Raw genomic sequence first — 26,681 nt, forward strand, 5'->3', positions numbered from 1 at the left:
CCTCAACCGACCTGCATCGCCGTCAAGGCATGCACAGAATCTGTTGCAACGGCTTACAACGTCAGCGGATAGCTGACGATCAACCGCGTCTGGTCAAAGTCGCTGTTGAAGCTGCGCCGATTGGTCGCGTTGTTAAGCCTGATGTTGAGGTCCTTCAACGCCCCGCTCTGGAAGGTGTAGTTGACCTCGGTATCGCGCTCCCACTCCTTGCCATTGCTGCCCGCCGCCGTGGTAGCGTTTTCGCCGTGCCCGTATCGCACCATGGCCAGTAACCCCGGCACCCCCAGCGCAGCAAAGTTGTAGTCGTAACGCACTTGCCACGAGCGCTCGTCGGCGTTGCTGAAGTTGCCGTTGAACATGTCGTTGCCCAAGGTCCGGCCGCTGCTGCCGTACACCGACATCCACTGGCTGTCGCCACTCACCTTCTGCAACCCCAGGTACAGCGTGTGGCCACTGCGCGAGGCCGACAACAGCGCAAAGCCGGTACGGCTCTGGATGTCGCCGATGCGCGCCTGGCCATCGTCGCGGTCGATGAAGTAGCCAAGGTTGGCCCCCAATGTCCACTCCCCCACCCGCTCACTGTGCAGCAGGTTGAAGTAGCTTTGCTGGTAGATGTCCTCCAGCTGCGAATGCCAGGCGCCGATCAGCGTGCGCTGCTGGTTGAAACGGTACTCGGCGCCAGCGTAGTTGAAGCCGTCCGAGGTCACCCCGGGCGCAGCCCAGGCGGAAAGGTCCTGCATGTTGGACGAATTGCGCAGGCTTACCTCGCGGTACTGGCCGGCCTGCAGGCTCAGGCCTTGAATCTCGCGCGAGTCGAGCATCGCGCCATGGAAGGTCTGCGGCAGCAGGCGACCATCGTCGTAGCGCAGCAGGGGAATGTCCGGCAACAGCTCACCCACCTTCAACTCGGTGGCGGAAATGCGCAGCTTCGCCGCCAACCCGGCCCGCCCGTAGTTGTCGGCCGCCCGCCCATCAGCATGCACCGGCAGCAGTTCGGAGCCGCTGGTACCACGGCCGCTGTCCAGCTTCACGCCGAACATGGCAATGCCGTCCAGGCCGAAACCGACCAGCCCTGGGGTGTAGCCTGAGCTGAACTTGAAGATAAAACCCTGGGCCCATTCTTCAACCTTGCTCTTGGCCGCCGCGGGGTCACGAAAATCGCGGTTGAAGTAATAGTTGCGCAGTGTCAGCCCGACCTTGGCATCTTCGAAGAAGCCACCCTCCTCGGCCCAGGCTGGCAAACCCAGGCCAAGCGCCAGCGAAACCGCCAGGACCGAACGGACCAGTGTGCAAGTTGTGTGCATCATTATTATTGTTCTCCGTTTTTCATGGGCGCAGCCGTCCGCCCCAGGTCGGCATGGGCCCAGGGTCGGTAAGCTGCATTCAGGTTCCCGGCCAGGCCGGGCGGCACTCAGTGGCTCAAGGCATCGCCGGGTAACCCCGGCATCGGCCTGCTCACCGGGCGCAGCAACAGCAGGCAGCCTGCTGCGAGCACGAACACGCTGGCAAACACCCCATACAGGTGCAGAGGTTGCCAGCCGCCATCGAGCAACACGCCAGCCACAGTCGGCGACAGGATCGCGCCCATGCGGCCGATGCCGATGCCCCAGCCCACGCCGGTGGCGCGTACCGACGCGTCATAGACCACCGGCGACAAGGCATACAGCCCCGCCACGCAACCATTGGAGAACAGCCCGATCAGCAGCCCCAGCGCCAGCGCCGCACTGACCGACGCACCATTGGCCACGAACAGCACCAACAACGCCGCGGTAATGAGCATGAACAGCGCCAGCACGCGTGTTAGTGGCCAACGCGAAGCCAGGCCACCAATCAGTGCCGCGCCGAGGATGCCGCCAACGCTCAGCAGCACGCCGCCGGTGATGCCTTGCTGGGCCGACAGGCCGGCAGCCACCAGCAGTTTCGGCGTCCAGCTCATGACGAAGTAGAAGCCGAACATGACCAGGAAGAACAGCAACCAGATTACCAGCGTGGTGCGGCGCATGGCCGGCGCCAACAGTTGCCTGAAACCGCTGGCGGCGCCCTCCTCCCTTGCCACAGGTGTTGGCAGTTGCACCAGGGCAGGCTGGCCCAGCCGCGCCGCCAGGCGGTTGACCCGCGCCAGGGCATTGGCCGGCCGGCGCGCCAGCAGGAAGTCCAGTGACTCCGGCAACCACAGCAATACCAGTGGGATCACCAGTACGGTGACAATGCCACCAAACAGGAACACCGAGCGCCAGCCCCAATGCCCCAGCAGCCACACCGCCAGCAAACCGCCCAGGGTCGCGCCCAGGGCATAACCGGTGGACTGCAGGCTTACCGCCAGGCCGCGCCAGCGCTTGCTGGCGTATTCGCTGGCGATCACGTTGCTGCTGGCCAGGATGCCGCCGATGCCCAGGCCGGTCAGGCCGCGCAGCAGCGCAAGTTGCAGGGGGCTCTGGCTCAATGCCGAGAGCAGCATGCCAATGCCGGAAAGCGCCAGGCACAACAGGATCAGCGGGCGCCGACCAAAGCGGTCGGCCCACGGCGCAATGAACAACGACCCAGCCGCCATGCCGAACAGGCCAGCGCTGAGCAGCAGCCCCACCTGCGCCCCGTTCAGGCCCCACTCTGCTGACACCGAGGCGGCAGTGAAGGCCATCACCAGCACGTCGAAGCCGTCGATCATGTTGAGGACGATGCAAATACCTATGGCCAGGCACTGGAAGCGGCCCATCGGGTCGTTGTCCAGGCGTTGCTTGAGATCGGTATTCATGGTGTCACCTGCCGGTTCACAGGTGAGAGAAAAGATGCGCACACGCAGGCAAAGCGCAAGGAACCCTGACGGTTCCGTACCCCTGAAAAGCCATTCATGACTGGACCCTTTTTGTAATTGTTGTCGCATACGGCTGGAGGGCTCCGGCCGTTGTCAGGCGCTAATCAATCAGATAATGGATCCACAAACAACGAGTCGAAACCAAGGCCTTTGAATAAAAAATGGCAATTCGTTATCAATCCCTTCCAGCTAAAAATAAATTTATCCATTAATTCAATGCTTTAACACTTACAGCCTGATCATATTTTCCGTTCGTTTATCGAACACGATTCTATTATGGATCCATAAAACCACCCAAAAGCACCATGGAACCTTTCATGACAGCTCAGCCATGAACAAATCTTCATGTTTCCCGCCAGCGCCCTGATCACGGGACACACAGCCGATACCAAGGTGCCGCCAGTCGCCACTCGCCTTGAGGGCGCGGGATGTGTTGCGTAGCATCCCCGGCCCGTTCGCGCGCCCGCACGGCGAGTGCGATACCTGTAGAAAAGAGCCCCTGATGCCGCAACCAATCCCCCTCAAGGACCACGAAAAGGAAAAGCACCTGGTCAACCGCCGGCTTCTGGCCTGCGCCGCCCTGGTGTTCAGCCTGTGTACCGTGCTGGTGGGCCGGCTTTATGTGCTGCAGGTGCTGCAGCACGACCAGCAGACTGCGGTATCGGAAAACAACCGCGTGCACGTGCTACCCATCGCCCCCGAACGCGGGCTGATCTACGACCGCAACGGCGTGGTGCTGGCCGACAACAAGCCCAGCTTCGACCTCACCATGACCCGCGAGCGGGCCGGCGGTGACTCGGCGAAGGTGCTCGACACCCTGACGCAGGTGCTGGGCCTGAGCGAGGACGACCGCAAGCAGTTCGACAAGGACCTGCGCCGTGGCCGCAAGCCCTTCGAGCCAGTGACCCTGATGGTGGGCCTGAGCGAAGAGCAGATCGCCCTGGTGGCGGTGAACCAGTTCCGCCTGCCGGGCCTGGAGGTAGAGCCGCAGTTCATCCGCGAGTACCCGCTGGCCGAGCATTTCGCCCATTCGGTGGGCTATGTAGGGCGCATCAACGAGAAAGAAGCCAAGTCCCTCGACAGCACCGAGTACCGCGGCACCCAGTCGATCGGCAAGACCGGCATCGAACACTTCTACGAAAGCCAGTTGCATGGCCATGTGGGCTACGAGGAAGTCGAGACCAACGCCCAGGGCCGGGTGATGCGCGTGCTCAACCACAAGGCCCCGACCCCCGGCCAGGACATCATCCTCACCCTGGACGCCCACCTGCAGGTTGCCGCAGAAAAGGCCCTGGGTGATCGACGTGGCTCAGTGGTGGTGCTGGACCCAGCCAACGGCGATGTACTGGCAATGGTCAGCAACCCCAGCTTCGACCCCAACCTGTTCGTCAAGGGTATCAGCTTCAAGCAGTACGCCGCCCTGCGCGATTCCATCGACCGCCCACTGTTCAACCGCGTGCTGCGAGGCCTGTACGCCCCCGGCTCGACAGTGAAGCCGGAAGTAGCCATCGCCGGCCTCGACAGCGGTGTGATCACCCCCGGCAGCCGGGTGTTCGACCCGGGCTACTACGAGCTGCCCAACTATGAGCACAAGTACCGCAACTGGAACCGCAGTGGCGACGGCTGGGTGGACATGTACACCGCCATCATGCGCTCCAACGACACCTACTTCTACGACCTGGCACACAAGCTGGGCATCGACCGCCTGCATGAATACATGGCCGAGTTCGGCCTGGGCCAGAAGGTGTCGCTGGACATGTTCGAGGAAGCCTCCGGGCTGATGCCGTCGGCCGAGTGGAAACGCGCCACGCGGCGCCAGGCCTGGTTCCCTGGCGAGACGCTGATCCTCGGCATCGGCCAAGGCTATATGCAGGTTACCCCGCTGCAGTTGGCCCAGGCCACCAGCCTGCTGGCAAGCAAGGGCGTGTGGCACCGCCCGCACCTGGCCATGACCGTAGGCGGCGATGCGCCGGTCGACCCTAACCCGATGCCCAACATCGTGCTGCACGACAAACACGCCTGGGACCAGGTCAGCCAAGGCATGCAGATGGTCATGCACGACCCGCGCGGCATTGCCCGCGCTGCAGCAGCCGGCGCGCAGTACCGGATTGCCGGCAAGAGCGGCACCGCGCAGGTGGTGGCGATCAAGCAGGGCGAGCGCTACAACCGCGACAAGACCCTGGAACGGCACCGTGACAACGCCCTGTTCGTCGGCTTTGCCCCGGCCGATCACCCGAGTGTGGTGGTGGCGGTGATGATCGAGAATGGCGAGGCCGGTGGCCGGGTGGCCGGGCCGGTGGTGCGCGAGGTGATGGATGCCTACCTGCTGGATGAGCAGGGGCATTTGAAGCCGGAGTATGCGGGTGGTGCAAGCACTCGGAATGTGCCGCACACTTAGGATTTTTGGGGCCGCTTTGCGGCCCCAGAATCTCACCCCCCGTAAACTACCTTCCCCGCCATACCCAAGCGCCGCCGGGTCACGCACACCAGCAGGATGAACACTGTCACCCCGGCAGTCATCAGCGCCTCATAGCGGTAGGCATCACTGAACAACATGTACCCCAGCACCATCAAAATGGTGCCGATCACCAACCAGGTCAGCCACGGGAACAGCCACATCTTCAACGCCAGCTGCACACCTTCGCGCTCGGCCTGCGCCCGCATGCGCAGCTGTGAAATGGCAATCACCAGGTACACCAGCAAGGCTATCGCCCCCGTGGTGGACAGCAGGAAGCTGAACACCTTGCCCGGGAACACGTAGTTGACCAGGCAGCCGGCAAACCCGGCCAGGGTCGACATCAGCACCGCCACCACTGGCAGGCCATTCGCCGTCACCCGCCGGGTAATCGACAGCGCCTCGCCCCGCGCGCCCAGTGAATAGAGCATGCGCGAGGCGGTATAGAGCCCCGAGTTCATGCAGCTGGTCACCGCCACCAGCACCACAATGTCCACCATCAGCTTGGCGCCTGGCACGTCGAGCACCTCCAACACCCGCTGGAACGAACCTACCGCTGCCAAGCCCGGGTCGTTCCAGGCCACCAGCGACACCACCAGGAAGATCGACGCCAGGTAGAAAATGGCGATGCGGTACACCACCAGGTTGGTCGCGCGACGGATCTTGGCCTGTGGGTTGGCAGTTTCGTCAGCGGCGATAGTGACGATCTCGGCGCCGAAGAACGAGAAAATGGTGATCAGCACGCCGCCCAGGACTGCGCCCCAGCCATTGGGCACGAAGCCGCCATTGGCCCACAAGTGGCTTACACCGGAGACCTCAGCCAATGGCCAGGCACCGAACAGCGCCATGCCGCCAATTACGATGAAGGCCAGGATGGCGACCACCTTGACCAGGGCGAACCAGAACTCGAACTCGCCGAAATTCTTCACGCTGGCCAGGTTGCTTGCTGCCAGCACCCCCATGATCAGGAAGGCGAACAACCAGGACGGCACGGCCGGGAACCAGGCATGCAGGATATCGGCACCAGCGATGGCCTCGACAGGAATGATCAGCACCCAGAACCACCAATACAGCCAACCGATGGTAAAGCCGGCCCAGGGGCCGATGGCTTCGGCGGCGTAGGTGGAGAACGAACCGCTGGTGGGATTGGCCACGGCCATTTCGCCGAGCATGCGCATGACCAGCAGCACCAGCAGACCGGTCAACGCATAAGAGATGAGAATGGCCGGGCCGGCCGAGGCAATGGCCTTGGACGAACCGATGAACAGGCCGGCACCGATGATGCCGGCGATGGAAATCATGGAAACCTGGCGCGAGGTCAGGCCGTGCTGCAGGGATACTTGCGACATCGTTAAAACCTTTGGGGGGGCCTGGCTGGGGCGGACATCAGACAGGACTCACGGGCCTCTTCGCGGGTAAACCCGCTCCCACAGGTACATCACCGCCTTCGAGACCTGTGATGTTCTTGTGGGTGCGGTTTAACCCGCGAAGAGGCCGGCAAGGCAGACACTCAACCCCGGGCAAACCCCTCTTGTCATTGTGAATGGATCATTCGCCCAGGTAGGCCTTCTTCACCTGGTCGTCATGCAGCAAGGCCTTGGCGCAGCCTTCCAGGCTGATGCGCCCGCCATCGATCACGTAGGCGCGCTGGCAGGTTTGTAGCGCCAACCGGGCATTCTGTTCGACCAGCAGCAGCGTCACCCCGCCCTTGACCACCTCGACAATGGTTTCGAAGATCTTCTGCACGATGATCGGCGCCAGGCCCATGGACGGTTCGTCCAGCAACAGCAGCTTGGGGCGCCCCATCAACGCCCGGGAAATGGCCAGCATCTGCTGCTCGCCGCCCGACATGGTGCCGGCTAGCTGGAAGGCCCGCTCCTTCAGGCGTGGGAAAATGCCGTACATGCGCTCGATATCGGCACCAATGGCATCCTTGCCGTCGCGCCGGCTGAAGGCGCCCATCTCAAGGTTTTCGTGCACCGTCAGTTTAGGGAAGATACCCCGCCCCTCCGGCACCAATGCCAACCCTTCACGGATCAGGTCATGGCCCTTGATCGCCGCATGCGCCTTACCATCGAAGGTGATGCTGCCGGCGCTAGGCTTGAGCAGCCCGGCCAAGGTCTTCAAGGTAGTGGTCTTGCCCGCGCCGTTGGCACCGATCAGCGCCACCATCTCGCCCTCGCCCACTGTCAGGTCGATACCCTTGATGGCCTGGATGGCACCATAGCTGACCTTGAGGTCGCTCACTTGCAGGATGTTTTTCATGCCACTGCCTCCGCGCCGAGGTAAGCCTCGATCACTCGTGGGTCCTTGCGCACCTCGGCTGGCAGGCCGTCGGCGATCTTGCGGCCGAATTCCAGCACGGTGATGTGGTCGCAAAGGCCCATCACCAGCTTCACGTCGTGCTCGATCAACAACACCGTCTTGCCATCCGCCTGCATCTTGCACATCAGTTGGCGCAAGCCTTCGGTTTCCGAGGCGTTCATGCCCGCCGCCGGCTCATCGAGGGCGATCAGTTTTGGCTCGGTGGCCAGCGCCCGGGCAATTTCCAGGCGGCGCTGGTCGCCGTAGGACAGGCTCTTGGCCAGCTCGCCGGCCAGGTGGCCAATGCCGACATAGTTCAGCCAGTAACGCGCGGCCTGGCGGATCTCCCGCTCTTCACGCACGCAGGCCGGAGTGCGCAGGATGGCGCCGAACACGCCACTGCGGGTGCGCACATGGCGGCCGATCATCACGTTTTCCAGGGCGGTCATGTTGTGGAACAGGCGGATGTTCTGGAAGGTACGCGAAATGCCAGCCTCCACTACCCTGTGCGGCTTGCTGATGCGCAGTGGCTTGCCGTCGAACACCACCCGCCCCTGCTCGGCGCGGTACAGCCCGGTAAGCACGTTGAACAGGGTGGTCTTGCCGGCGCCATTGGGGCCCAGCAGGCCGCGAATCTCACCGCGGCGGATGCTCAGGTCGATGCCATGCAGGGCCTGCAGGCCACCGAAGAACTTGCTGACCTGATGCAGCTCGAGAAGGATGTCACTCATGCCTTGTCAGCCTCTTTGATCGGGAGTTCGAAGGATGCTTCGCTAGCCGGGGCATGTAATGCACTGCTGAGCGCTGCCGGCGCCAGTTCCGCATTTGCGTCGTCATCGTGCAGCTCGGCACGGCGACGGTCGGACGGCCACAGGCCTTCAGGGCGGAAACGCATCACCAGGATCAGCGCCAGGCCGAACACCAGCATGCGCAGGGTCGAAGCATCCAGTACGTTGCGCAGGATGTCGCGGCTGATGAAAGTGACGTTGTCCATCACCCACGGCTGGACCCAGTTGACCAGGTCGCGGAACAGCTCGGGCATCACCGAGAGGATCAGCGCGCCCAGCACCACGCCACGGATCGAGCCCATGCCACCAAGCACCACCATGGCCAGGACCATGATCGACTCCATCAGGGTGAACGACTCGGGGCTGACAAAGCCCTGGTAGCTGGAGAACAGCACACCAGACACGCCGCCAAAGGTCGCCCCCATGGCGAACGCCAGCAGCTTGAGGTTGCGCTTGTTGAGGCCCATGGCCTCGGCGGCCACCTCATCTTCGCGCAAGGCCATCCAGGCACGGCCGATACGCGACACCTCCAGGCGCTTGGACAACACGATGCAGAGGATGACGATGAACAGGAAGAACAGGTAGTAGCTGATCACCGGCGACACTTGCAGGCCGAACAGGCTCCAGCTTTGCTGCAGCGACAACACCGGTGTTGCGCCTGCACCGGGCGCGTGCGCCCATGGCCCGAAATCGACGTGCAACGGGGCGATGTTGCTGATGCCCTGGGGGCCATTGGTGAGGTTCACCGGCTGGTCCAGGTTGTTCATGAAGATGCGGATGATTTCGCCGAAGCCCAAGGTGACGATCGCCAGGTAATCGCCGCGCAGCTTGAGCACCGGGGCACCGATCAGCACCCCACAGATGGCCGCAGCCACGGCCGCCAGCGGGATGATCAACCACACCGGCCAGTCCAGCACACCCTCTAGCAGGCCGGCCATCTGCAGGTGCGGAGAGGCGAGCAAGGCGTAAAGGTAGGCGCCGATGGCGTAGAAGCCGATGTAGCCCATGTCGAGCAGGCCGGCGTAGCCGATAACGATGTTCAGGCCCAGTGCCAGCAGCACGTAAAGCATGGCAAAGCCAAGGATGCGCACCCAGGTCGGGCCAAGCATGGGGATGGCTTCGACCAGGAACGGCAAGGCGATGAAACCGAGGATCAACAGCAGGTATTGGCTCTTGAGGTTTTTCATGGCCGCCTCCTTACGCCCGGTCGGCCTGGCGTTCGCCAAGCAAGCCATTCGGGCGGAACAGCAGCACCAGGATCAACACCGCGAAGGCGAAGATATCCTGGTAGTTGGCACCGAGGAAGCCACCGGTGATCTGCCCGGTGTAGCCCGCTGCAAGCGACTCGATCAGCCCCAGCAACAGCCCGCCGGCCATGGCCCCGAACAGGTTGCCGATGCCGCCGAGCACCGCTGCGGAGAATGCCTTCAGGCCCAGCAGCAGCCCCATGTAGGCGTCGGCCTGACCATAGTTGATGGCACGCATCACCCCGGCAATTGCACCCAGGCTGGCGCCGATAAGGAAGGTTGCGGAGATCACGCGGTTGATGTTGATGCCCATCAGCCCGGCCACTTCCTGGTTCTGCGCGGTGGCGCGCATCGCTTTGCCCAGGCGAGTCTTGTCCACCAGCAGCCACAGGCCGAGCATGATCACCACGGCAATCAGCATGATCGACAGCTGCACATTGGTGATGGTGGCACCGAATACGTCCACCGGCTGGGTTTCGACTACTTCAGGGAAGGTCTTGTAACCGCGCCCCCAGATCATCATCGCCAGGTTCTGCAAGGCGATGGAGATGCCGATGGCGAGGATCAGCGGGGTCAGCCGCGGGGCTTTGCGCAAGGGCCGATAGGCGTACTTTTCCATGCCCTGGGCCAGCAACATGCACACCACTGCGGCGGCCATGATCGCCAACAGCAAGGTGATGATGCCGGGGGCAAAGCCTGCGCCAGCGAGCATCGTCAGTACCGAAATGGTCACCATGGCACCGACCATCACCACCTCGCCGTGGGCGAAGTTGATCAGGCCGATGATGCCGTAAACCATGGTGTAGCCCAGGGCTACCAGGGCATAGATGCTGCCCAGCACCAGGCCGTTGAGGACCTGTTGCAACAAGATATCGAAATTACCGTCCACGCGCTGAATCCTCGAAACTGCGTTGTCGTCGGCGCGCGGCGGCTCAGCGCCACACGCCGACAGGCCTGGCAGGTGGGAAAAGTCTTGTTGTTATGTGGCAGGCCGGCGCCTGCTTGTTATAGAAGTGGCGCTTAGTCGCGCTGGACCGACAGGGTTTTCCAGCCGCCGTCGGCGTACTGGAACACGGTGGCCGCCGGGTTCTTCAGGTTGCCCTTGTCATCGAAGGCGATGGTGCCGGTGACGCCTTCGTAGCTTTGGCTCTTGAGTACTGGCAAGTACACCTTGGGGTCGTCGGAACCGGCCTTGACCATGGCATTGATCGCTGCCCAGGTGGCGTCATATGCAGCGGGCGACGACTGCACCACACCGACGCCAAACTTGTCCTTGAGCTTCTGCTCGAAGGCCGCGCCCTTGGGCATGTCCAGCAGCGGCGTGCCGTAGTTCCAGGCGTAGGTACCTTCGGCGGCGCTGCCGGCCATCTGCTTGAACGAGTCGTTAGGCAAGTTGCCGATGTTCATGAAGCGCGCCTTCAGGCCCAGGTTCTTCATCTGCTTGGCCATTGGTGCGGCCTGGTAGTCGAGGGCGGCGAAGAACACCGCATCGGCCTTTTGCGCCTTGGCGGTGGTGAGGATGGCGTTGAAGTCGGTGGACTTGTCGTTGGTGTACTCGCGCACCACCACATTGCCGCCAGCGGCCTTGACCGCCTTGGTCACCTCATCGGCCAGGCCCTGGCCATAAGCAGTGCGGTCATCGAAGATGGCGATACGCTGGGCCTTGAGCTGGCTGACCAGATAGTTGCCGGCGTAGCGGCCGAGGGTGGCATCGTCGTTGACAGTGCGGAACACCGAAGGGATGCCCTGCTGGGTCAAGGTGGGGTTGGTGGCCGAGGGGGAGATCTGCGGAATGCCGGCGGCGGCGTAGATCTTCGAGGCGGGGATGCTGGTGCCGGAGTTGTAATGGCCGATCACCACTGCCACTTTCGAGTCTACCAGGCGTTGCGCCACTGCAGTGCCGGTGCGTGGGTCGGCGACATCGTCTTCGGAAACCAGCTTGAACTGGGCTACCTTGTCACCGATTTTCAGTTGCTGCTGGTTGGCCTCATCGACGGCAATCTGGATGCCATGTTCGACGTCCTGCCCCTGGTGCGCCGAAGGGCCGGTCAGGGGGCCGGCGAAGCCGATCCTGACGATTTCGCTGTCTGCTGCGTTTGCCGTCCCCATGGCCATCAGCAATGTTACCGCGGTCGCGAGGGCTGCACGCCCTCCCTTGTTGTTATTCATGCTCAGCTCCCAGTAGTGATTGGACGAACCTCGACATCGCTTACCGCATGCGAATTGGCCGGAACGCCATCGCACTTGTAAGATAACAGTCAGCAGGCAACTGTCAATGGGTGTATGCTTAAGCCGTGGTTAAATATTCTTACTGGTGCATGTGCAGGACTGTTCAGGGGGAAGCGCGCTCCTACAGATCAGATGTTTGATAACATATGCCTACAACATCACCGCTGGTTGGCTACGGATCCCGCCGCAAGGGGCATCAGGGCTGCGCGCAACCTGGCGGAGAACCAACCGTGATGAGCCAATCAGTTTCAGGAGCAACTTTTCTATGAATGCGTCGTTAGGCACGCGTCGCGCCAATCTGGCGGAAACCGTGATCCAGGAGCTTTCCAACCGGATCGACAACGGCACCTACGGCCCGGGCGACAAGCTGCCGTCCGAACAGGAGCTGTGCAAAGAGTTCAACGTCAGCCGCCCGGTCATCCGCGAAGCGGTGGCCTCGCTGCGCCTGGGCGGGCGCCTGATCGCCCGCCAGGGCGTGGGCGTGTTCGTGGTCGAGCAGGATGTAAAACGCATCGGCTTTGCCATCGACAGCGTGGTCGATGATGTACGCGCTGCTGCGCAGATCCTTGAGCTGCGCCTGGGGGTAGAGACCGAATCGGTAGCCCGCGCCGCCGAGCGCCGCAGCCCGGCCAGCATGGCGGCGATTACCGAGGCGTTCGACCGGTTCAACTCGCTGGACGGTGCCACGCAAGAGGAAGAAGCCAAGGCCGACTTCGAGTTCCACCTGGCGATTGCCCGTGCCACCAGCAACCCGCACTTCACTCAGCTGCTGGAAGCGCTGGGCCCGGACATCATCCTCGACCTGAACCTCAAGCATGGCCAGGTAACCGGCAAGAACCGCCAGGCGCACATCAAGAAGATCGCCCGTGAGCACGGGGCAATCCTGTCGGCGATCAGCATGGGTGATGTGAACAGTGCGCGCACGGCGCTGCGCAAGCACCTGGAAGAGAGCTTGTCGCGATATCAGCGGTTGCTCGACAGCAAGGCCTGAGTGGTCAATTTGTCCCGGCCACTGCGCGGGCTTACCCGCCCCCACAGGACCTGCGCAATGCTCAAGATCCATGCGCCCCCTGTAGGGGCGGCCTTGTGTCGCGCCTACAGGGGCCCGCGCCAGCCAAACAATCGGCGTCTAGCCCGCCTGTACGATGATCTGGCTCTGCAGGTCGCGGATCATCGCCTCCAGCGCCGGTTTCATCGCAGTGAAATCCTCAGGCGAGCAAACCACATTCGGCCGGCTGAACTTGAAATGCCGCTCCACCACTACCGCATTGCCATCCTGGGTATAACGCGCGCTGTAGTCGACATTGCCGTCGCGCAATTTCACCGGTTTGGGGATCGCCAGCACGTTGACCTCGGCCGGGAACTCGAAGCGTGATGTTTCCACGGTGTCGCTGGAAATACACACGAAGTTCTGCGTGCGCTCTTTCTCCATGGCGAAGCTGTACACATTCTGCGAAATACCACCCGCCAGGCTGCTGAGGGTCACCACCCCAACCGGCCCTGGCAGGTTCACCAGGTTTTCCGTGCGCCCGTCCACGGTGCTGACGAAGTCGCCATCGCCAGCGGGCGGCTTGATCTTGAACGAACCACTGCCACGCTGCCCGTAGGCGGCCAGTACTTTCTCGACCAACCTGTCGCGGTCTGCCGGCTTCATCAGTTTCACGCCAAAGCGGCTCACCTCGCTGGCCCAGCCCTTCACCGTGGCAACGTTGCTGAAGTCGGCGGCACCATCGCCCTTGACCTTGAACTGCAAGTCACTGGAAACCTGGTTCAGCTGCATCGCCGGGGTTTGCCCGAACTCGCCGGTGGCAGTCAGCAACACCCGCTTGTTGAGCACGGCCAATGGCAGGTAACCCGCGGCAATCGACGGGTCGGTGGAGTCCAGGTACAGGTTCAGGCTCGGCACATAGGTTATCACATGGTTCAGCACCCCCAGGGTCGGCACCTTGGGGAACACGTAGGCATTGCCCAGGTTGAGCAGTGCTGGTGTGCTCTTGATACCTGCCGCGCTCAACAGCGCTTCCAGCAATGCGACATGGTCCTTGCAGTCACCGTAGCGGTTGTCCAGCACGGTTTGCGCGGCATGCGGCACCACCCCGCCAGCACCGACATACACCGCAACATAGCGGATGTTCTTGCGCACCCAGTCACTGAGGGTCAGGGCCTTTTCCCGCGCAGTGGGCAAACCGGCCGTCAGGCGCTGGGCCAATTCGGTGATCTGCGGGGTGACCTCGACCGCGGCCCTGGCTTGATAGGCCTGGGCGAATTCCTTGAACCCGGAAAAGGTCGAGACTGCCAGGTAGTGGCCGTAGTCCAGGTATGACACCGCGCCCGTTTCGACCCGCGCCCGCGCGGCCGGTACGTAATCCCAGCGATACACGCTACGCCCTTGCCCGGTAGCTGGAGGCGCGGCCTTGAAACCGCGGGCATCGGCCTGCAGCGGCATGCCCTGCGGCAGGTCGTAGGTCAGCGAAAACTGCCCGACCGGGTGAAATTCCGGCATGGTGATGTCCTCGAACTGCCCGGGGAACAGCGGCGCAAAGCGCTTGCGCTGGTAGCGCAGCACCAGCCGATCACCTACCGCCACCTCCGGGAAGATGACCACCTTGTTCACCGAATCCTGAAACATCGGTGCCTGCGCCGAGGCCTGCTCCTGCTGCTCCTTGATGTGCGCGGCGTCCACCGGCACTTTGCGCCCATCGGGCTTTTGCGTGTAGGCCTGCAGCACCTGCAGCGTCTCCAGCGAGCGGTTGTAGCTGACCGGGCGCTGGGCATTGGCCTTGATGGCGCGTTCTTCGTTGATCAGCAGCACACTGTCGACGTCGACGCTGAAGGTGCCATCCCTCTGCACCACGAACGTCTGCTCGATCTTTTCCAGGGTGACGGACCGGTCGGTGCCATCGGTAAACGCGTGGGCAAGGCCACACCAGATCATTGTGACAGGCAGCAGAACAGCTGCCAGGCAGGGCATTTTCAACATGGAGATCCTTCTCTATCAGCGGACAACAATCGACAATGATACGCATTGGCGCCGCATGATAGCAAAGTGATTACATGCGTTACGCGTCTGCAGCGAGCTCGGCAAGCACTTCGGCCGAAGTGGTGACCTGGCGGAAGTGATGCTGCCACAGCTCGATACCCAGCTTGCCAGACCGGTCCAGCGAAGACCCCACTGTCATGTCCGTGACCAAGGTGGGCATCAACCCCGCATCGAACAGGGCAAAGCCGGCTGCCAGCACGCAGGTCTCGGTCTGCAGCCCACACACCAGCACCCGCTCCACGCCCAGTTGCCGGATGTACTCGATAGCCTCGGCGCTCTGCCCGTAACCATGCTTGACGAACACCTGGTCGGCTTCGACCAGGCTCTCGTCCTCCGCCGCCGGGTGCCAGCCGAGCTGCCGCTCAAACGGCGTGACCCGTTCGTCGTGCAACTCGACCGAGGCGACGGTGGGGATGTTCGCCGACAACCGGCGCAGGCCATCAACCAGCCATTCGGGCGGGCTGAAGGTGGACTGGACATCGACGATGAGCAAAACCTGGCGCATGGGCGGCTTCCGGTACTGGCAAAAAGGCGTGAAGTATAACGTGGGCAAGGGCCATGGTCATTGCAGCGCGCCTGCGTCGGGCTTGGCAACTCGGCGCGTTGCACGCTCGCCAGCATAGGTGAACCCGGCAGCCCGCTTCGCATGCTCCGGATGACCGGCAGTCGCCGGACTGATACATTTATTTTCACATAGATTGATTTGTGAAATTAAACATGTCATTTTTCTTCGCACCAAGCCGCGCCCTTTGATGAGCCAAGGCCGGTACTGCCCTATCCACCGGAGTCAACAATATGAACAAGACCGGACTTCTAGGCGCATTGGCACTCTGTGCCTGCAGCGCACTGGCCCAGGCTGACGAAGACAGCCTGCGCATTGGCATCGAAGCGGCTTATCCGCCCTTCTCCTACCGCACCCCCGAAGGCGAGATTGCAGGCTTTGACTACGACATCGGCAATGCCCTGTGCGCGCAGATGAAGGTCAGATGTCAGTGGGTGGTCCAGGAATTCGACGGGATGATTCCGTCATTGAAGGTGCGCAAGATTGACGCCGTGCTGTCGTCAATGTCGATTACGGAAGATCGGCTCAAGTCAGTCGACTTCACCGACAAGTACTACCACACCCCCGGCAAGTTCGCGATGAAGGCCGGCAGCCAGATCAACGACCCGGCAAAAGACCTGAAAGGCAAGAAGCTCGGCGTGCAGCGCGCCTCCACCTACGACCGCTTCGCTACCGAGCAGCTGGAAAATGCAGGTGTCGAGGTGGTGCGCTACGCCTCGCAGAATGAAGCCTTCCTCGACCTGGTTGCGGGCCGGCTGGATGCCACCCTCGCCGACATCGTCATTACCGAAGAGAGCTTCATCAAGACGCCCGCCGGCCAAGGCTTTGCACTGGTCGGCCCGGACATCAGCGACCCACGCTACTTCGGCCGCGGTGCGGGGATTGCCGTGCGCAAGGGCGACAGCGCCAACCTCGCACGGTTGAACGCCGCCATTGCCGCCATCCGCGCCGACGGCACCTACCAGCAAGTGCAGAGCAAGTATTTCCCGTTCGATATCTACGGCAAGTAACCCCGCCTGACGAGGACTTTCATCATGCTTCACGGCTACGGATCGAGCATTCTCGATGGCGCCTGGTTAACCATCAGCCTGGCCCTGATGGCGATGGCCCTGGCCATCAGCCTCGGCCTGATCGGCGCCGCCTGCCGGTTGTCACCCCTGCGATGGCTCGCGTCCCTGGGCGAGATCTACACCACTGTAGTGCGCGGTATACCTGACCTGGTCCTGATCCTGCTGGTGTTCTATGGCGGCCAGGACCTGGTCAATCGCCTGGCGCTGGCCCTGGGCTACGAGCAGTACATCGACATCAACCCGTTCATCGCCGGGGTCTGCACCATGGGCTTCATTTTCGGTGCCTATCTCTCGGAGACCTTTCGCGGCGCCTTTCTCGCCATTCCCAAGGGCCAGGCCGAAGCAGGTGCCGCCTACGGCATGGGCAAACTGCAAGTGTTCTGGCGCATCAGCGTGCCGCAACTGGTGCGCCTGGCGCTGCCGGGCTTCACCAACAACTGGCTGGTACTGACCAAGTCCACCGCGCTGATTTCCGTGATCGGCCTGCAGGACATGATGTTCAAAGCCAAGAACGCAGCTGATGCCACCCATGAACCGTTCACGTTTTTCCTTACCGTGGCAGGGCTCTACTTGCTGCTGACAAGCCTGTCGCTGCTGCTGCTGCGCCGCGTGGAAAAACGCTACTCCTTCGGCATCAAAGCCGCCGAACTGTGAAAGGAAGGTTTGCATGATGCTTGACTACCAACTGATCTGGCAGAGCCTGCCGCTGTACCTCAATGGCATTGCGCTAACCCTGAAAGTGCTGTTGATTTCCCTGGCCTGTGGCCTGGCTGTTGCGGTCCCGCTGGCGTTGATGCGCGTTTCGCGCTCCTGCCTGCTGCGTTACCCGGCCTGGCTCTACACCTACGTAATTCGCGGCACGCCGATGCTGGTGCAGTTGTTTCTGGTGTATTACGGCCTGGCTCAGTTCGAGCTTGTGCGCCAGAGCCCGCTCTGGCCGTATCTGTCCAGCGCAACTTTCTGCACGTGCCTGGCGTTTGCCATCAACACCAGCGCCTACAGCGCCGAATTGCTAGCCGGCAGCTTGCGCGCCACGCCTCGGGGCGAAGTCGAAGCCGCACATGCCATGGGCATGTCGCGCCTGGCCCTGTACCGGCGCATCCTGCTGCCGTCGGCCCTGCGCCGATCGCTGCCGCAATACAGCAACGAAGTGTTGATGATGCTGCAGACCACCAGCCTGGCTTCGATCGTCACCCTGGTCGATATCACGGGCGCGGCAAAAACCTTCAACGCCCGTTATTACCTGCCGTTCGAGGCATTCATTACTGCGGGGCTGATTTACCTGGCCCTGACCTTCCTGCTGGTACGCCTTTTCAAGGTGGCCGAGCGCCGCTGGCTGAGCCACCTGGCCCCACGCAAGCACTGAGGAACATCCATGCAGCAAATCGACCATATCCTGCCCTGGAGTGCCTGCGGTAGCCAACGCACCCTGAGCGTGTTTCGCTTCGGCAGCGGCCCGCGCAAAGCCTATATCCAGGCCTCGCTACACGCTGACGAACTGCCAGGCATGCGCGTAGCGGTGGCATTGAAGGCCCGCCTGGCCGAACTGGAAGCCCAAGGCCGGCTCACGGGCGTGATAGAACTGGTGCCCCTGGCCAACCCGATTGGTATCGGCCAGATGTTCCAAGCCACCCACCAGGGCCGTTTCGAGTTCAACAGCGGCAAGAATTTCAACCGCGACTTCCCGGCACTGACCGATGCGCTGATCAAGCGCCTGGAAGGCCAGCTGGGTGAGAACGGCGAGGCCAACGTGGCCACCATCCGCCGTGCCATGCGCGACATTCTTGGCGAACTTCCTGCTGCGCAATCGGAGCTCGATGGCCTTCGCCGGCTGCTTCTGCAGCATGCGTGTGATGCCGACGTGGTGCTGGACCTGCACTGTGATTTCGAATCGGTGATGCTGCTTTATGCACTCCCGCAAAACTGGCCCCGCTTACGCTCGCTGGCGGCACGCCTGGGTGCTGAAGCCGCGTTGCTTGCCGAGGACGCCGGCGGCAATGCGTTCGACGAAGCTTGTGCAGTGCCGTGGGTGAAACTGCCCGAGCATTTTGCGCAAGCGAACATCCCGTTGGCCTGCATCGCCACCACCATCGAGCTGCGCGGCATGGCCGATACCGAGCGCGAACAATGCCAGGCCGATGCAGAACACATGCTTGCCTATCTGGCCGACCAGGGCTTTGTCAGCGGCCCATGGCCGGCGGTACCGAATCATTGCTGCCAGGCCACACCGTTCGCCGGTGCCCAGTACGCCTATGCCGAACACCCAGGGGTAGTCAGCTATCTGCAACCCCTCGGTGCACAGGTTCGTACCGGCGACCCACTGTTCGAAGTCATCGACCCGCTCAGTGACCGCCACAGCGTAGTCAGGGCCACCACCGACGGCATTCTTTATGCCCGCGAGCGCCTTCGCTTCGCCCAACCAGGCCTGTGGCTGGCAAAAGTCGCTGGCAGCCTACCCATTCGCCACGGTCGCTTGCTCAGCGACTGACACCAACGAGTATCCATCGATGAACAAACTGGAAATTCAGGACCTGCATAAAAGCTACGGCAACCACCAGGTACTCAAGGGCGTTTCGCTGCAGGCCAAGGCAGGCGATGTGATCAGCATCATCGGCTCAAGCGGCTCGGGCAAAAGCACCTTCCTGCGCTGTATCAACCTGCTTGAGCAACCCAATGCCGGGCAGATCCTGGTCAATGGCGAACAACTGAAGTTGCGCACCTGCCCACGCGATGGGCTGCGGGCCGCCGACCCGAGCCAGCTGCAGCGTCTGCGTTCACGGCTGAGCATGGTGTTCCAGCATTTCAACCTCTGGTCGCACATGAGCGCCCTGGCCAACGTCATGGAAGCCCCGGTGCATGTGCTGGGCATGGCCCGCAAGGATGCCCGTGAGAAAGCCGAGCACTACCTGAACAAGGTTGGCGTCAGCCATCGCCGTGACGCGTATCCGGCACACATGTCGGGTGGCGAGCAGCAACGCGTGGCGATCGCCCGGGCACTGGCCATGGAGCCGGAGGTCATGCTGTTCGATGAGCCGACTTCGGCGCTCGACCCGGAGCTGGTCGGCGAGGTACTGAAGGTCATGCAGGAGCTTGCCCAGGAGGGCCGGACCATGGTGGTGGTTACTCACGAAATGGGTTTCGCCCGCGAGGTTTCCAATCAGGTCATGTTCCTGCATCAGGGGGTAGCGCTGGAGCGTGGCGACCCGCGGGAGGTGCTGGCGCGACCGCAGTCCGAGCGCTTGCAGCAGTTTCTTGCCGGCAGCCTCAAGTAAGCAAGCCCTGGCGCCCCGGCTGCCGCCGGGGAAGCCTTGGGATACACTAGGGCCACTCATTCAGGGAGCTTTGGCCGCATGCCGAGCAATTCGAAAGACACCACCGTGTACGCCTCGCCAGTCATGCGCAAGCTGTCGCAGAGCCTGACCGACCTGCCACCTTCACTGCGCAAGGTCGCCGACTACATCCTGCGCCACCCGTTGAAGGCAGCAACCCTGACCATCGAAGACATGGCCCAGGCCACCGGCACCTCGCCGGCGGCAGTCAATCGCCTGGCCAAAGCCCTGGACCTGGGTGGCTATAGCGGCATGAAGGCCGAACTGGTGACGACCTTGCAGCAGATGGTCTCGCCGGTAGACAAGCTGCGCAACGAGCTGGCCCAGCGGCCCGGTGGCGATTTCGGTCTGCATGAGCAGATCCAGAGCGCCAGCAGCAACCTGGCCAGCGCCGCCAGCATCAACCCGGCCGATGCCTTCGAAGCCTTCGTCAGCACGCTGATCTCGGCGCGTAAAGTCTACGTGCTGGGTTTCGGCAACAGTGTCTACCTGGCCGGCCTCGCGGCTTCGACCTTGGTGCCGTTCTGCAAGGACACCTGCGCCATCAGCATGGAGGGCGGCAACGAAAATGCCGCCTACCGCCTGGCCGCCATCACTGACCAGGATGTGCTGCTGGCAATTGCCCTGCCCCGCTATTCCCAGGACACCCTGCAGCTGTCACGCTTTGCCCGCGAGCGTAACGCTACAGTGCTGGCGATTACCGATTCGCCCGCATCCCCCCTGACTGCCATCGCTCAACATGTACTGTTTGCGCCTGCCGATCACCCGGTGCTGACCAGCTCCAACATTGCCGTGCTGGCACTTATCGAGGGGCTGGTTGCCGGGGCCATGGCGCGCAACAAGGAAGCGGTCAGGCTGGCGACAGAGCTGACAGAAAGCGTGATGTCCTATCTGCATGTGCCTAGCGGCAAGGTAGCCAGAAAGTAGCTCAGCGCAGTGAAGTTCGTACAAAGAGCCTTTAACCTGATGCACTGCACATAACTCATTGAATTAGCGGGCCCTTGTGGGAGCCCGAAACTGCGCTGCTCCTGTAAAACCTGTAAAAGCCTAATGCCACGCCGCCAGGCTGTCGCCCTCGCGGAAAAACGCACGCAAGTGCTCGACAAAGCACGACACCTTGGCCGATAGATTCAAGCGCTCCAGGTACACCGCATAGATATCCGCGGGCGGTGTGTGGTAGTCACCCAGCACTTCCACCAGGCGCCCGCTGCGCAGGTGATCAGCCAGGTTCCACTCGGCCCGCATCAGGATGCCTTGGCCATCCAGCGCCCAGTTCAGGGCGACCTCGCCATCGTTGGTGCTGAGGCTGCCGTGCACCTTCACCGATTCGCTGTGCTTGCCGCGGCTGAGCCGCCAGATGCCGAACGCGGCGTCGTTCTGGCGCAACACAATGCAGTTGTGGCTGGCCAGGTCCTTTGGCGCTTCGGGGGTGCCGTGGGTTTCCAGGTAACTGGGCGCCGCACACAGCCGGCGGCGGTTGGCCGCGATCTTGCGGGCAATCAGCCGCGAGTCGGGCAGCTCACCAAAGCGGATGGCCACGTCGATGGCGTCGTTCGGCAAGGCGATGGGGCGGTCGCTCAGGTGCAGCTGCACCTCCACCTCGGGGTAGCGCTTGGCGAACGACGACACCGCCGGCCCTACATGGGTCCGGCCAAAACCCAGCGGCGCATTGACCCGTAGCAACCCCTTCGGCTCGGCACGGCTGCTGGACACCTGGCGCTCCATTTCCTCGATCTCGCCCAATATCCGCCTGGCATTCACCAGGTAGGTCTCGCCTTCGGCGGTCAGGCTGATGCTGCGCGTGGTGCGGTTGAGCAGGCGCACGCCCAGACGCTGCTCCAGCTGTGCCAGGCGCTTGGAAACCGCCGGCGGGGTCAGGTTCAGCTCGCGCGCGGTGCCCGCCAGGCTGCCCACCCTGATCAACTGGGTGAAGAACGCCAACTCCGATACCGGATTCATAATTAACCTGAGGGAAACAATGAGTTGAATTTCATTGTATTACAGCATTTTCGAAAAACCATTACCTTTTGCCCTGCGTGATTAACCACAAAAAAGCTGGGCTCTTCGGCCGCCAAGGCCAGGTGTGACCTGCACCCCATGATTAGCCCGGCCGCCAGATAAATCCGACTCACAACAATAATTCGGAGACGGCAATGGCCAAGCGATTGTTCGGCAAGCTCTACGTACAGGTATTGATCGGCGTAACCCTCGGGGTGCTGATCGGGGTGTTCTGGCCGCAGGTTGGCGCTGACCTGAAGCCCATCGGTGACGCCTTCATCAAACTGATCAAGATGGTCTTCGCCCCCATCATCTTCGCCACGGTGGTGCTGGGCATCGCCAAGATGGAAAACATGAAGGAACTCGGCCGCGTGGGCGTACGCGCGCTGATCTACTTCGAAGTGCTGTCTACCTTTGCCCTGGTACTGGGGCTGGTAGTGGTCAATATCGTCCAGCCCGGCCAGGGCATGAACGTCGACCCTGCCACCCTCGACGCCAAGAGCATCGCCACCTACACCGCCGCCGCAACCAGCAACAGCGGTGGCTTCATCGACTTCATGCTGCATGTGATACCCGGCAGCGTGACCGACGCCTTCGCCAAGAACGAGATCCTGCCAATCCTGCTGTTCAGCACCCTGTTCGGCATCGCCCTCTCACACCTCGGCCCACGCGGCAAGCCGATGGTCGATGTGCTGGAAGCGTTCTCCCACGGCATGTTCTTCATCGTCGGCATGATCATGCGCGTGGCTCCGCTGGCCGCCTGTGGCGCCATGGCCTTCACCGTGGGCAAGTACGGCCTGGGCTCGATCGTGTCGCTGGGCAAGCTGATGGCGACCATGTACCTGACCTGCTTCCTGTTCGTGGTGATCGTGTTGGGCGCCATCGCGCGGCTGGCCGGTTTCAACCTGTGGAAGTTCCTCAAGTACCTCAAGGAAGAACTGTTCACCGTGCTGGGCACCAGCTCGTCCGAGTCGGTGGTGCCGCAGCTGATGAACAAGCTGGAACACGTTGGCGTGTCCAAACCGGTGGTCGGCCTGGTAATCCCCTCGGGCCTTACCTTCAACCCGGACGGCCAGTGCATCTACTACACCATGGCCGCCATCTTCATTGCCCAGGCCACCAACACACCCTTGACCCTGATGGACCAACTGATCGTGCTAGGTGTGCTGCTGCTCACCTCCAAAGGCTCCGCAGGTGTAACCGGCTCGGGCTTCATCACCCTGGCCGCGACCCTGGCGACCATGGACAACATCCCGGTGGCCGGCATGGTGCTGCTGCTGGGCGTAGACCGCTTCATGTCCGAAGCCCGCGCCATCACCAACACCATCGGCAACGCCGTCGGCACCGTGGCCATCGCCAACTGGGTGGGTGCGCTGGACAAGCAGCACATGACCCGGGTGCTCAACGGCCAGGCACCGGCAGACCAGGCAGAACCGACACCGCCGCACCCCGCCCTTGCCCGTATGGAGGCTGGCACACCCGCACCCTGACCTTTCGATAACAGCAAGAAGAACCCGCCTTGTGATGCAGTGAGGAAATAATCATGGATACCATCAATAAAGAAACAGCCGTCGCGTCGCTGACCGACGTGTTGGCCAAGTTCACCGCCTACATCGGCAAACGCCTGCCCAAAGACGTGAAGGCAAAGACCGCCAAGTTGCGCGCGGCCGAAACCAACCCGCTGGCCATCGCCGTGTACGACTCGATGGCCGACAACCAGGAATACGCCGACAAGCTCAACCGCCCCAGCTGCCAGGACACCGGCGTGATCCAGTACTTCATTTCTGCCGGTGCGCGCTTCCCGCTGCTGGGTGAAATGGAAGGCATCCTCGAGAACGCCACCAAGGAAGCCACCATCCAGGGGCCGCTGCGCCATAACGCGGTGGAAACCTTCATCGAGAAAAACACCGGCACCAATACCGGCTCGAAAATCCCGTGGCTGGACTGGGAGATCATCCCCGATGCCGACTACGCCATCGTCGACGTGTACATGGCCGGTGGCGGCTGCACCTTGCCGGGGTCGGCCAAGGTACTGATGCCGGGGCAAGGCTATGAAGGGGTGACCGAGTTCGTCTTCGATGTCATCACCTCCCGCGGTGTCAACGCCTGCCCGCCGTTGCTGGTAGGGGTTGGGGTATCGACCTCGGTAGAGACCGCTGCACGCCTGTCGAAGAAGGCCATCCTGCGTGAAGTGGATTCCAGCCACCCCAACGAAAGCGCGGCGATGATGGAAAAGCTGCTGGAAGACGGCCTGAACGAAATCGGCATCGGCCCGCAGGGTCTGACCGGCAATAGCAGCGTGATGGGCGTGAACATCGAGTCCTCGGCCCGCCACCCCTCCACCATTGGCGTGGCGGTGTCCACCGGTTGCTGGGCGCACCGCCGCGGCAAGATCCGCATCAACGCCGACCTGTCCTATGACATCCTCTCGCACGAAGGGGTAGTACTGTGAAAAAGATCCTGAGCACTCCGATCAGCGACGAAGACCTGGCCAACCTCAACGTGGGCGATGTCGTCTACCTTACCGGGCAACTGGTGACCTGCCGTGACGTTGCCCACCGCCGCCTCATCGAGCTGGGCCGCGAGCTGCCGGTTGACTTGCGTGGCGGCGCGATTTTCCACGCCGGCCCTATCGTCAGGAAGAAAGACGATGGCAGCTTCGAGATGGTCTCCATTGGCCCGACCACCAGCATGCGCATGGAAAAGTTCGAGAAGCAGTTCATCGAACAGACCGGGGTCAAGCTGATTGTCGGCAAGGGCGGCATGGGCCCGGAAACCACCACCGGCTGCCTGGAGAACAAAGCCGTGCATGCAGTGTTCCCAGGTGGCTGTGCGGTGCTGGCAGCCACCCAGGTGGAAGAGATCGAACGCGCCGAATGGCAGGACCTGGGCATGCCGGAAACGCTGTGGGTGAACCGCGTGCGCGAATTCGGGCCGCTGATCATCTCCATCGATACCAAGGGCAACAACCTGTTCGAGCAGAACAAGGCGCGCTTCAATGAGCGCAAAGGGGCGGTGATCGAGAAGATCAACAGCCAGGTGCGGTTCATCAAGTAACCGTCGGCTGCACAGCAACGCAGGCCATGTGGGAGCGGTCTTGTGTCGCGATTGGGCCGCAAAGCGGCCCCAGCGGTTCAGCGTTGACGCATGGATTGCTGGGGCCTGGGCACCGGCGACACCGGCGCGGCAACGGTGTACCCGGTGGGCATCTACGCCGACGATGTCTACCTCAACGCCCCCATCGCCGGCGGTGGGCCGCTGTTTGACCTGGAACGCATCGAAATCCTGCGCGGGCCGCAAGGCACCCTGTATGGCAAGAACACCACGGCCGGCGCGGTCAACGTGATTTCGAAAAAGCCGACCCGGTGGCCTGCGTTTCGAGGACCAGACCCTGGGCAACTTCGACCTGGCGCTGAACTACGGCGACAACCGCGTCGACTCCACCGACCGCAACGCCATCAACCCCAGCTGGGGCACGGCCAGCCCGTCGACCATTTACACCGGCCGCCGCGAAGCCGACCAGACCAACCTGACCCTGGACTGGACCCGCGACGTTGCCAACGACTGGCTGTTAAAGCCGTTGACCGTGTCCGCCGGGCTGGCCTGGCGCCAGGAAAACTACGACCTCAGCGAAGGCGACGCTGCCGGCGGGTCCAACGGGCCGCTGTTCAACACCATCGACCCCATTTCCGGCCGGCGCATCCCGGGTTACTACTCGGGCATCACCCAGGTCGATGCCGTATCGCTGGACCGCCGGGGGATCGGCGCCTACTTCGATGTCGAAGCCCAGCTCACCGAGAAATTCCAGGCTGGGGTTGCGGTGCGCAGCGAGCATTACTCGGACTTCGGCGACACCACCAACGGCAAGCTGTCACTGCGCTACGACTTCACCCCCGAGATTGCTGCGCGGGCCAGCGCCAGCAGCGGCTACCGCGCGCCTTCGCTGGTACAGAGCGGGCTGTCGTCGTTCAGCGTGCAGGTGGTGGAACAGCCACCGGGTAGTGGCAACTGGGTCGAGGTGCAGCAGCGTACCCTGCGCGCCGACAGCCCGGAGGCAGCTTTGCTGGGTGGCAAGGCGCTGAAGCCGGAGGAGTCGACCAACTTCTCCGTGGGCCTGGTCTGGCAACCACTGCCCAATGCCTCACCTACCCCGTCACCGGCAACAACTACAGGCCTGGCGGGCAACTATGGCCACTACGGGGCGCAGAGGAACGCCACGTTGAACCTGCGTTATGACTTCTGAATCAGCTGATGTGCTGTGCTACTGTCCTGCATCACCCTCAAGGAGCTGCACACATGGACGTACGCTGCACATCGATTGAAGAAGTTCGCGCGCGCATCGATCACATCGACCGGGACCTGGTCACCCTGCTCGCCCAGCGCGGTCAGCTGGTGACCCAGGCGGCGGCCTTCAAGAAAACCACCGATGACGTGCGCGCACCGGCGCGGGTCGAGCAGGTAATTGCCAAGGTGCGCGGGATTGCCGGGGAAACCGGGGCTTCGCCGGAGGTGGTGGAGCGGGTGTATCGGGCAATGATCGCGGCGTTTATCGATGAAGAGTTGCAGGTGCATGCGGAGTTGACCGGCAAGTAAGCCGGGGGCCACTTTGCAGCCCGATCGCGACACAAGGCCGCACTCCTATAACTGCATATAACTCATTGAATTAGCAGGGACACTGTGGGAGCGGCTTTAGCCGCGAACACCGGCGCAGCCGGTGCCATGCACCGCGTTAAATTCTTCGCGGCTAAAGCCGCTTGTGTCTTGAGAGGGGATTAGAATCTGGAGTGAGAGCGGTGAATGGCAAGCTGAATGCCGGAGGTGCCTTGAGCACGTGTGGGAGCACAAGC

At 62.3% G+C, this 26,681-nt stretch carries 23 protein-coding genes and 2 pseudogenes; 14 read left to right on the forward strand and 11 right to left on the reverse strand.

Annotation, left to right across the window (positions count from 1 at the left end; genetic code table 11):
• Positions 1-53: 53 nt before the first annotated feature.
• Positions 54-1,307 carry an OprD family porin gene (locus ABE456_RS10990; RefSeq protein WP_346643928.1) on the reverse strand — a complete coding sequence of 418 codons (1,254 nt, stop codon included), beginning with the start codon at positions 1,305-1,307 and terminating at the stop codon, positions 54-56.
• Positions 1,308-1,411: 104 nt separating this feature from the next.
• Positions 1,412-2,752: an MFS transporter gene (locus ABE456_RS10995; protein ID WP_346643929.1), complete on the reverse strand. Its 1,341-nt coding sequence runs from the start codon at positions 2,750-2,752 to the stop codon at positions 1,412-1,414.
• Positions 2,753-3,314: 562 nt separating this feature from the next.
• On the opposite strand from ABE456_RS10995, the gene mrdA reads away from it, so the two are divergent.
• Positions 3,315-5,210, forward strand: a complete 1,896-nt coding sequence (mrdA, locus tag ABE456_RS11000) for a penicillin-binding protein 2 (protein WP_346643930.1) — start codon at positions 3,315-3,317, stop codon at positions 5,208-5,210.
• 32 nt (positions 5,211-5,242) lie between these two features.
• Here the strand turns inward: mrdA and ABE456_RS11005 are convergent, their stop codons facing one another.
• From ABE456_RS11005 to ABE456_RS11030, 6 genes are all read right to left on the reverse strand, one after another.
• Entirely contained in the window at positions 5,243-6,616 is a 1,374-nt protein-coding gene (locus ABE456_RS11005; protein WP_346643931.1) for an amino acid permease, read from the reverse strand.
• Positions 6,617-6,815: 199 nt separating this feature from the next.
• Positions 6,816-7,532 (reverse strand): ABC transporter ATP-binding protein, encoded by a 717-nt coding sequence (locus tag ABE456_RS11010; protein WP_346643932.1) that lies wholly within the window; start codon positions 7,530-7,532, stop codon positions 6,816-6,818.
• Positions 7,529-8,302: an ABC transporter ATP-binding protein gene (locus ABE456_RS11015; RefSeq protein ID WP_346643933.1), complete on the reverse strand. Its 774-nt coding sequence runs from the start codon at positions 8,300-8,302 to the stop codon at positions 7,529-7,531. Before ABE456_RS11015 ends, ABE456_RS11010 begins: the two co-directional genes overlap by 4 nt.
• A complete protein-coding gene (locus ABE456_RS11020) occupies positions 8,299-9,546 on the reverse strand; it encodes an ABC transporter ATP-binding protein (RefSeq protein WP_346643934.1) in 1,248 nt (415 codons plus the stop codon). The genes ABE456_RS11015 and ABE456_RS11020 overlap by 4 nt, the downstream gene beginning before the upstream one ends.
• 10 nt (positions 9,547-9,556) lie before the next feature.
• Entirely contained in the window at positions 9,557-10,495 is a 939-nt protein-coding gene (locus ABE456_RS11025; protein WP_346643935.1) for a branched-chain amino acid ABC transporter permease, read from the reverse strand.
• 131 nt (positions 10,496-10,626) lie between these two features.
• Positions 10,627-11,775 (reverse strand): branched-chain amino acid ABC transporter substrate-binding protein, encoded by a 1,149-nt coding sequence (locus ABE456_RS11030; RefSeq protein WP_346643936.1) that lies wholly within the window; start codon positions 11,773-11,775, stop codon positions 10,627-10,629.
• A 325-nt stretch (positions 11,776-12,100) separates the two neighbouring features.
• Between ABE456_RS11030 and ABE456_RS11035 the strand changes: the two genes are divergently transcribed.
• Positions 12,101-12,826 carry a FadR/GntR family transcriptional regulator gene (locus tag ABE456_RS11035; RefSeq protein WP_346643937.1) on the forward strand — a complete coding sequence of 242 codons (726 nt, stop codon included), beginning with the start codon at positions 12,101-12,103 and terminating at the stop codon, positions 12,824-12,826.
• A gap of 138 nt (positions 12,827-12,964) precedes the next feature.
• Here ABE456_RS11035 and ABE456_RS11040 read toward each other — a convergent pair whose 3' ends face one another.
• Together ABE456_RS11040 and ABE456_RS11045 are read right to left on the reverse strand one after the other, a co-directional pair.
• Positions 12,965-14,815 (reverse strand): DUF3857 and transglutaminase domain-containing protein, encoded by a 1,851-nt coding sequence (locus tag ABE456_RS11040; RefSeq protein ID WP_346643938.1) that lies wholly within the window; start codon positions 14,813-14,815, stop codon positions 12,965-12,967.
• A gap of 79 nt (positions 14,816-14,894) precedes the next feature.
• The gene (locus ABE456_RS11045) at positions 14,895-15,380 is read right to left on the reverse strand and encodes an isochorismatase family protein (protein WP_346643939.1); all 486 of its coding nucleotides are present in this window, start codon (positions 15,378-15,380) and stop codon (positions 14,895-14,897) included.
• 290 nt (positions 15,381-15,670) lie between these two features.
• On the opposite strand from ABE456_RS11045, the gene ABE456_RS11050 reads away from it, so the two are divergent.
• The 6 genes from ABE456_RS11050 (at position 15,671) to ABE456_RS11075 (ending at position 20,763) form a co-directional block, all read left to right on the forward strand.
• Positions 15,671-16,447: an ABC transporter substrate-binding protein gene (locus ABE456_RS11050; RefSeq protein ID WP_346643940.1), complete on the forward strand. Its 777-nt coding sequence runs from the start codon at positions 15,671-15,673 to the stop codon at positions 16,445-16,447.
• Positions 16,448-16,471: 24 nt separating this feature from the next.
• Positions 16,472-17,161, forward strand: a complete 690-nt coding sequence (locus ABE456_RS11055) for an ABC transporter permease (RefSeq protein WP_346643941.1) — start codon at positions 16,472-16,474, stop codon at positions 17,159-17,161.
• Positions 17,162-17,174: 13 nt separating this feature from the next.
• The gene (locus ABE456_RS11060; protein ID WP_346643942.1) at positions 17,175-17,873 is read left to right on the forward strand and encodes an ABC transporter permease; all 699 of its coding nucleotides are present in this window, start codon (positions 17,175-17,177) and stop codon (positions 17,871-17,873) included.
• Between the two features lie 9 nt (positions 17,874-17,882).
• Positions 17,883-18,995 carry a succinylglutamate desuccinylase/aspartoacylase family protein gene (locus ABE456_RS11065; RefSeq protein WP_346643943.1) on the forward strand — a complete coding sequence of 371 codons (1,113 nt, stop codon included), beginning with the start codon at positions 17,883-17,885 and terminating at the stop codon, positions 18,993-18,995.
• Between the two features lie 19 nt (positions 18,996-19,014).
• Positions 19,015-19,779, forward strand: coding sequence for an ATP-binding cassette domain-containing protein (locus ABE456_RS11070; protein WP_346643944.1), 765 nt, complete (start codon positions 19,015-19,017; stop codon positions 19,777-19,779).
• 78 nt (positions 19,780-19,857) lie between these two features.
• Positions 19,858-20,763, forward strand: a complete 906-nt coding sequence (locus tag ABE456_RS11075; RefSeq protein ID WP_346643945.1) for a MurR/RpiR family transcriptional regulator — start codon at positions 19,858-19,860, stop codon at positions 20,761-20,763.
• 120 nt (positions 20,764-20,883) lie between these two features.
• On the opposite strand, the gene ABE456_RS11080 is transcribed toward ABE456_RS11075, so the two are convergent.
• On the reverse strand, positions 20,884-21,795 hold the full coding sequence (locus ABE456_RS11080; RefSeq protein ID WP_346643946.1) for a LysR substrate-binding domain-containing protein: 912 nt from the start codon (positions 21,793-21,795) through the stop codon (positions 20,884-20,886).
• 194 nt (positions 21,796-21,989) lie between these two features.
• Between ABE456_RS11080 and ABE456_RS11085 the strand changes: the two genes are divergently transcribed.
• From ABE456_RS11085 to ABE456_RS11110, 6 genes and pseudogenes are all read left to right on the forward strand, one after another.
• Positions 21,990-23,324, forward strand: a complete 1,335-nt coding sequence (locus ABE456_RS11085; RefSeq protein ID WP_346643947.1) for a dicarboxylate/amino acid:cation symporter — start codon at positions 21,990-21,992, stop codon at positions 23,322-23,324.
• 62 nt (positions 23,325-23,386) lie between these two features.
• Positions 23,387-24,286 (forward strand): L(+)-tartrate dehydratase subunit alpha, encoded by a 900-nt coding sequence (gene ttdA / locus ABE456_RS11090; RefSeq protein ID WP_346643949.1) that lies wholly within the window; start codon positions 23,387-23,389, stop codon positions 24,284-24,286.
• Positions 24,283-24,891 (forward strand): L(+)-tartrate dehydratase subunit beta, encoded by a 609-nt coding sequence (gene ttdB, locus ABE456_RS11095; RefSeq protein WP_003259286.1) that lies wholly within the window; start codon positions 24,283-24,285, stop codon positions 24,889-24,891. The genes ttdA and ttdB overlap by 4 nt, the downstream gene beginning before the upstream one ends.
• Positions 24,892-24,993: 102 nt before the next feature.
• Positions 24,994-25,197, forward strand: a pseudogene (locus tag ABE456_RS11100) (TonB-dependent receptor plug domain-containing protein); the annotation flags it as partial.
• Position 25,198: 1 nt separating this feature from the next.
• Positions 25,199-25,978: pseudogene (locus tag ABE456_RS11105) on the forward strand (TonB-dependent receptor); the annotation flags it as partial.
• Positions 25,979-26,130: 152 nt separating this feature from the next.
• The gene (locus tag ABE456_RS11110) at positions 26,131-26,427 is read left to right on the forward strand and encodes a chorismate mutase (protein ID WP_346643948.1); all 297 of its coding nucleotides are present in this window, start codon (positions 26,131-26,133) and stop codon (positions 26,425-26,427) included.
• The last annotated feature ends 254 nt before the right edge of the window (positions 26,428-26,681 follow it).

This window comes from Pseudomonas sp. TWI929 (assembly GCF_039673335.1).
Classification (GTDB): Bacteria; Pseudomonadota; Gammaproteobacteria; order Pseudomonadales; family Pseudomonadaceae; genus Aquipseudomonas.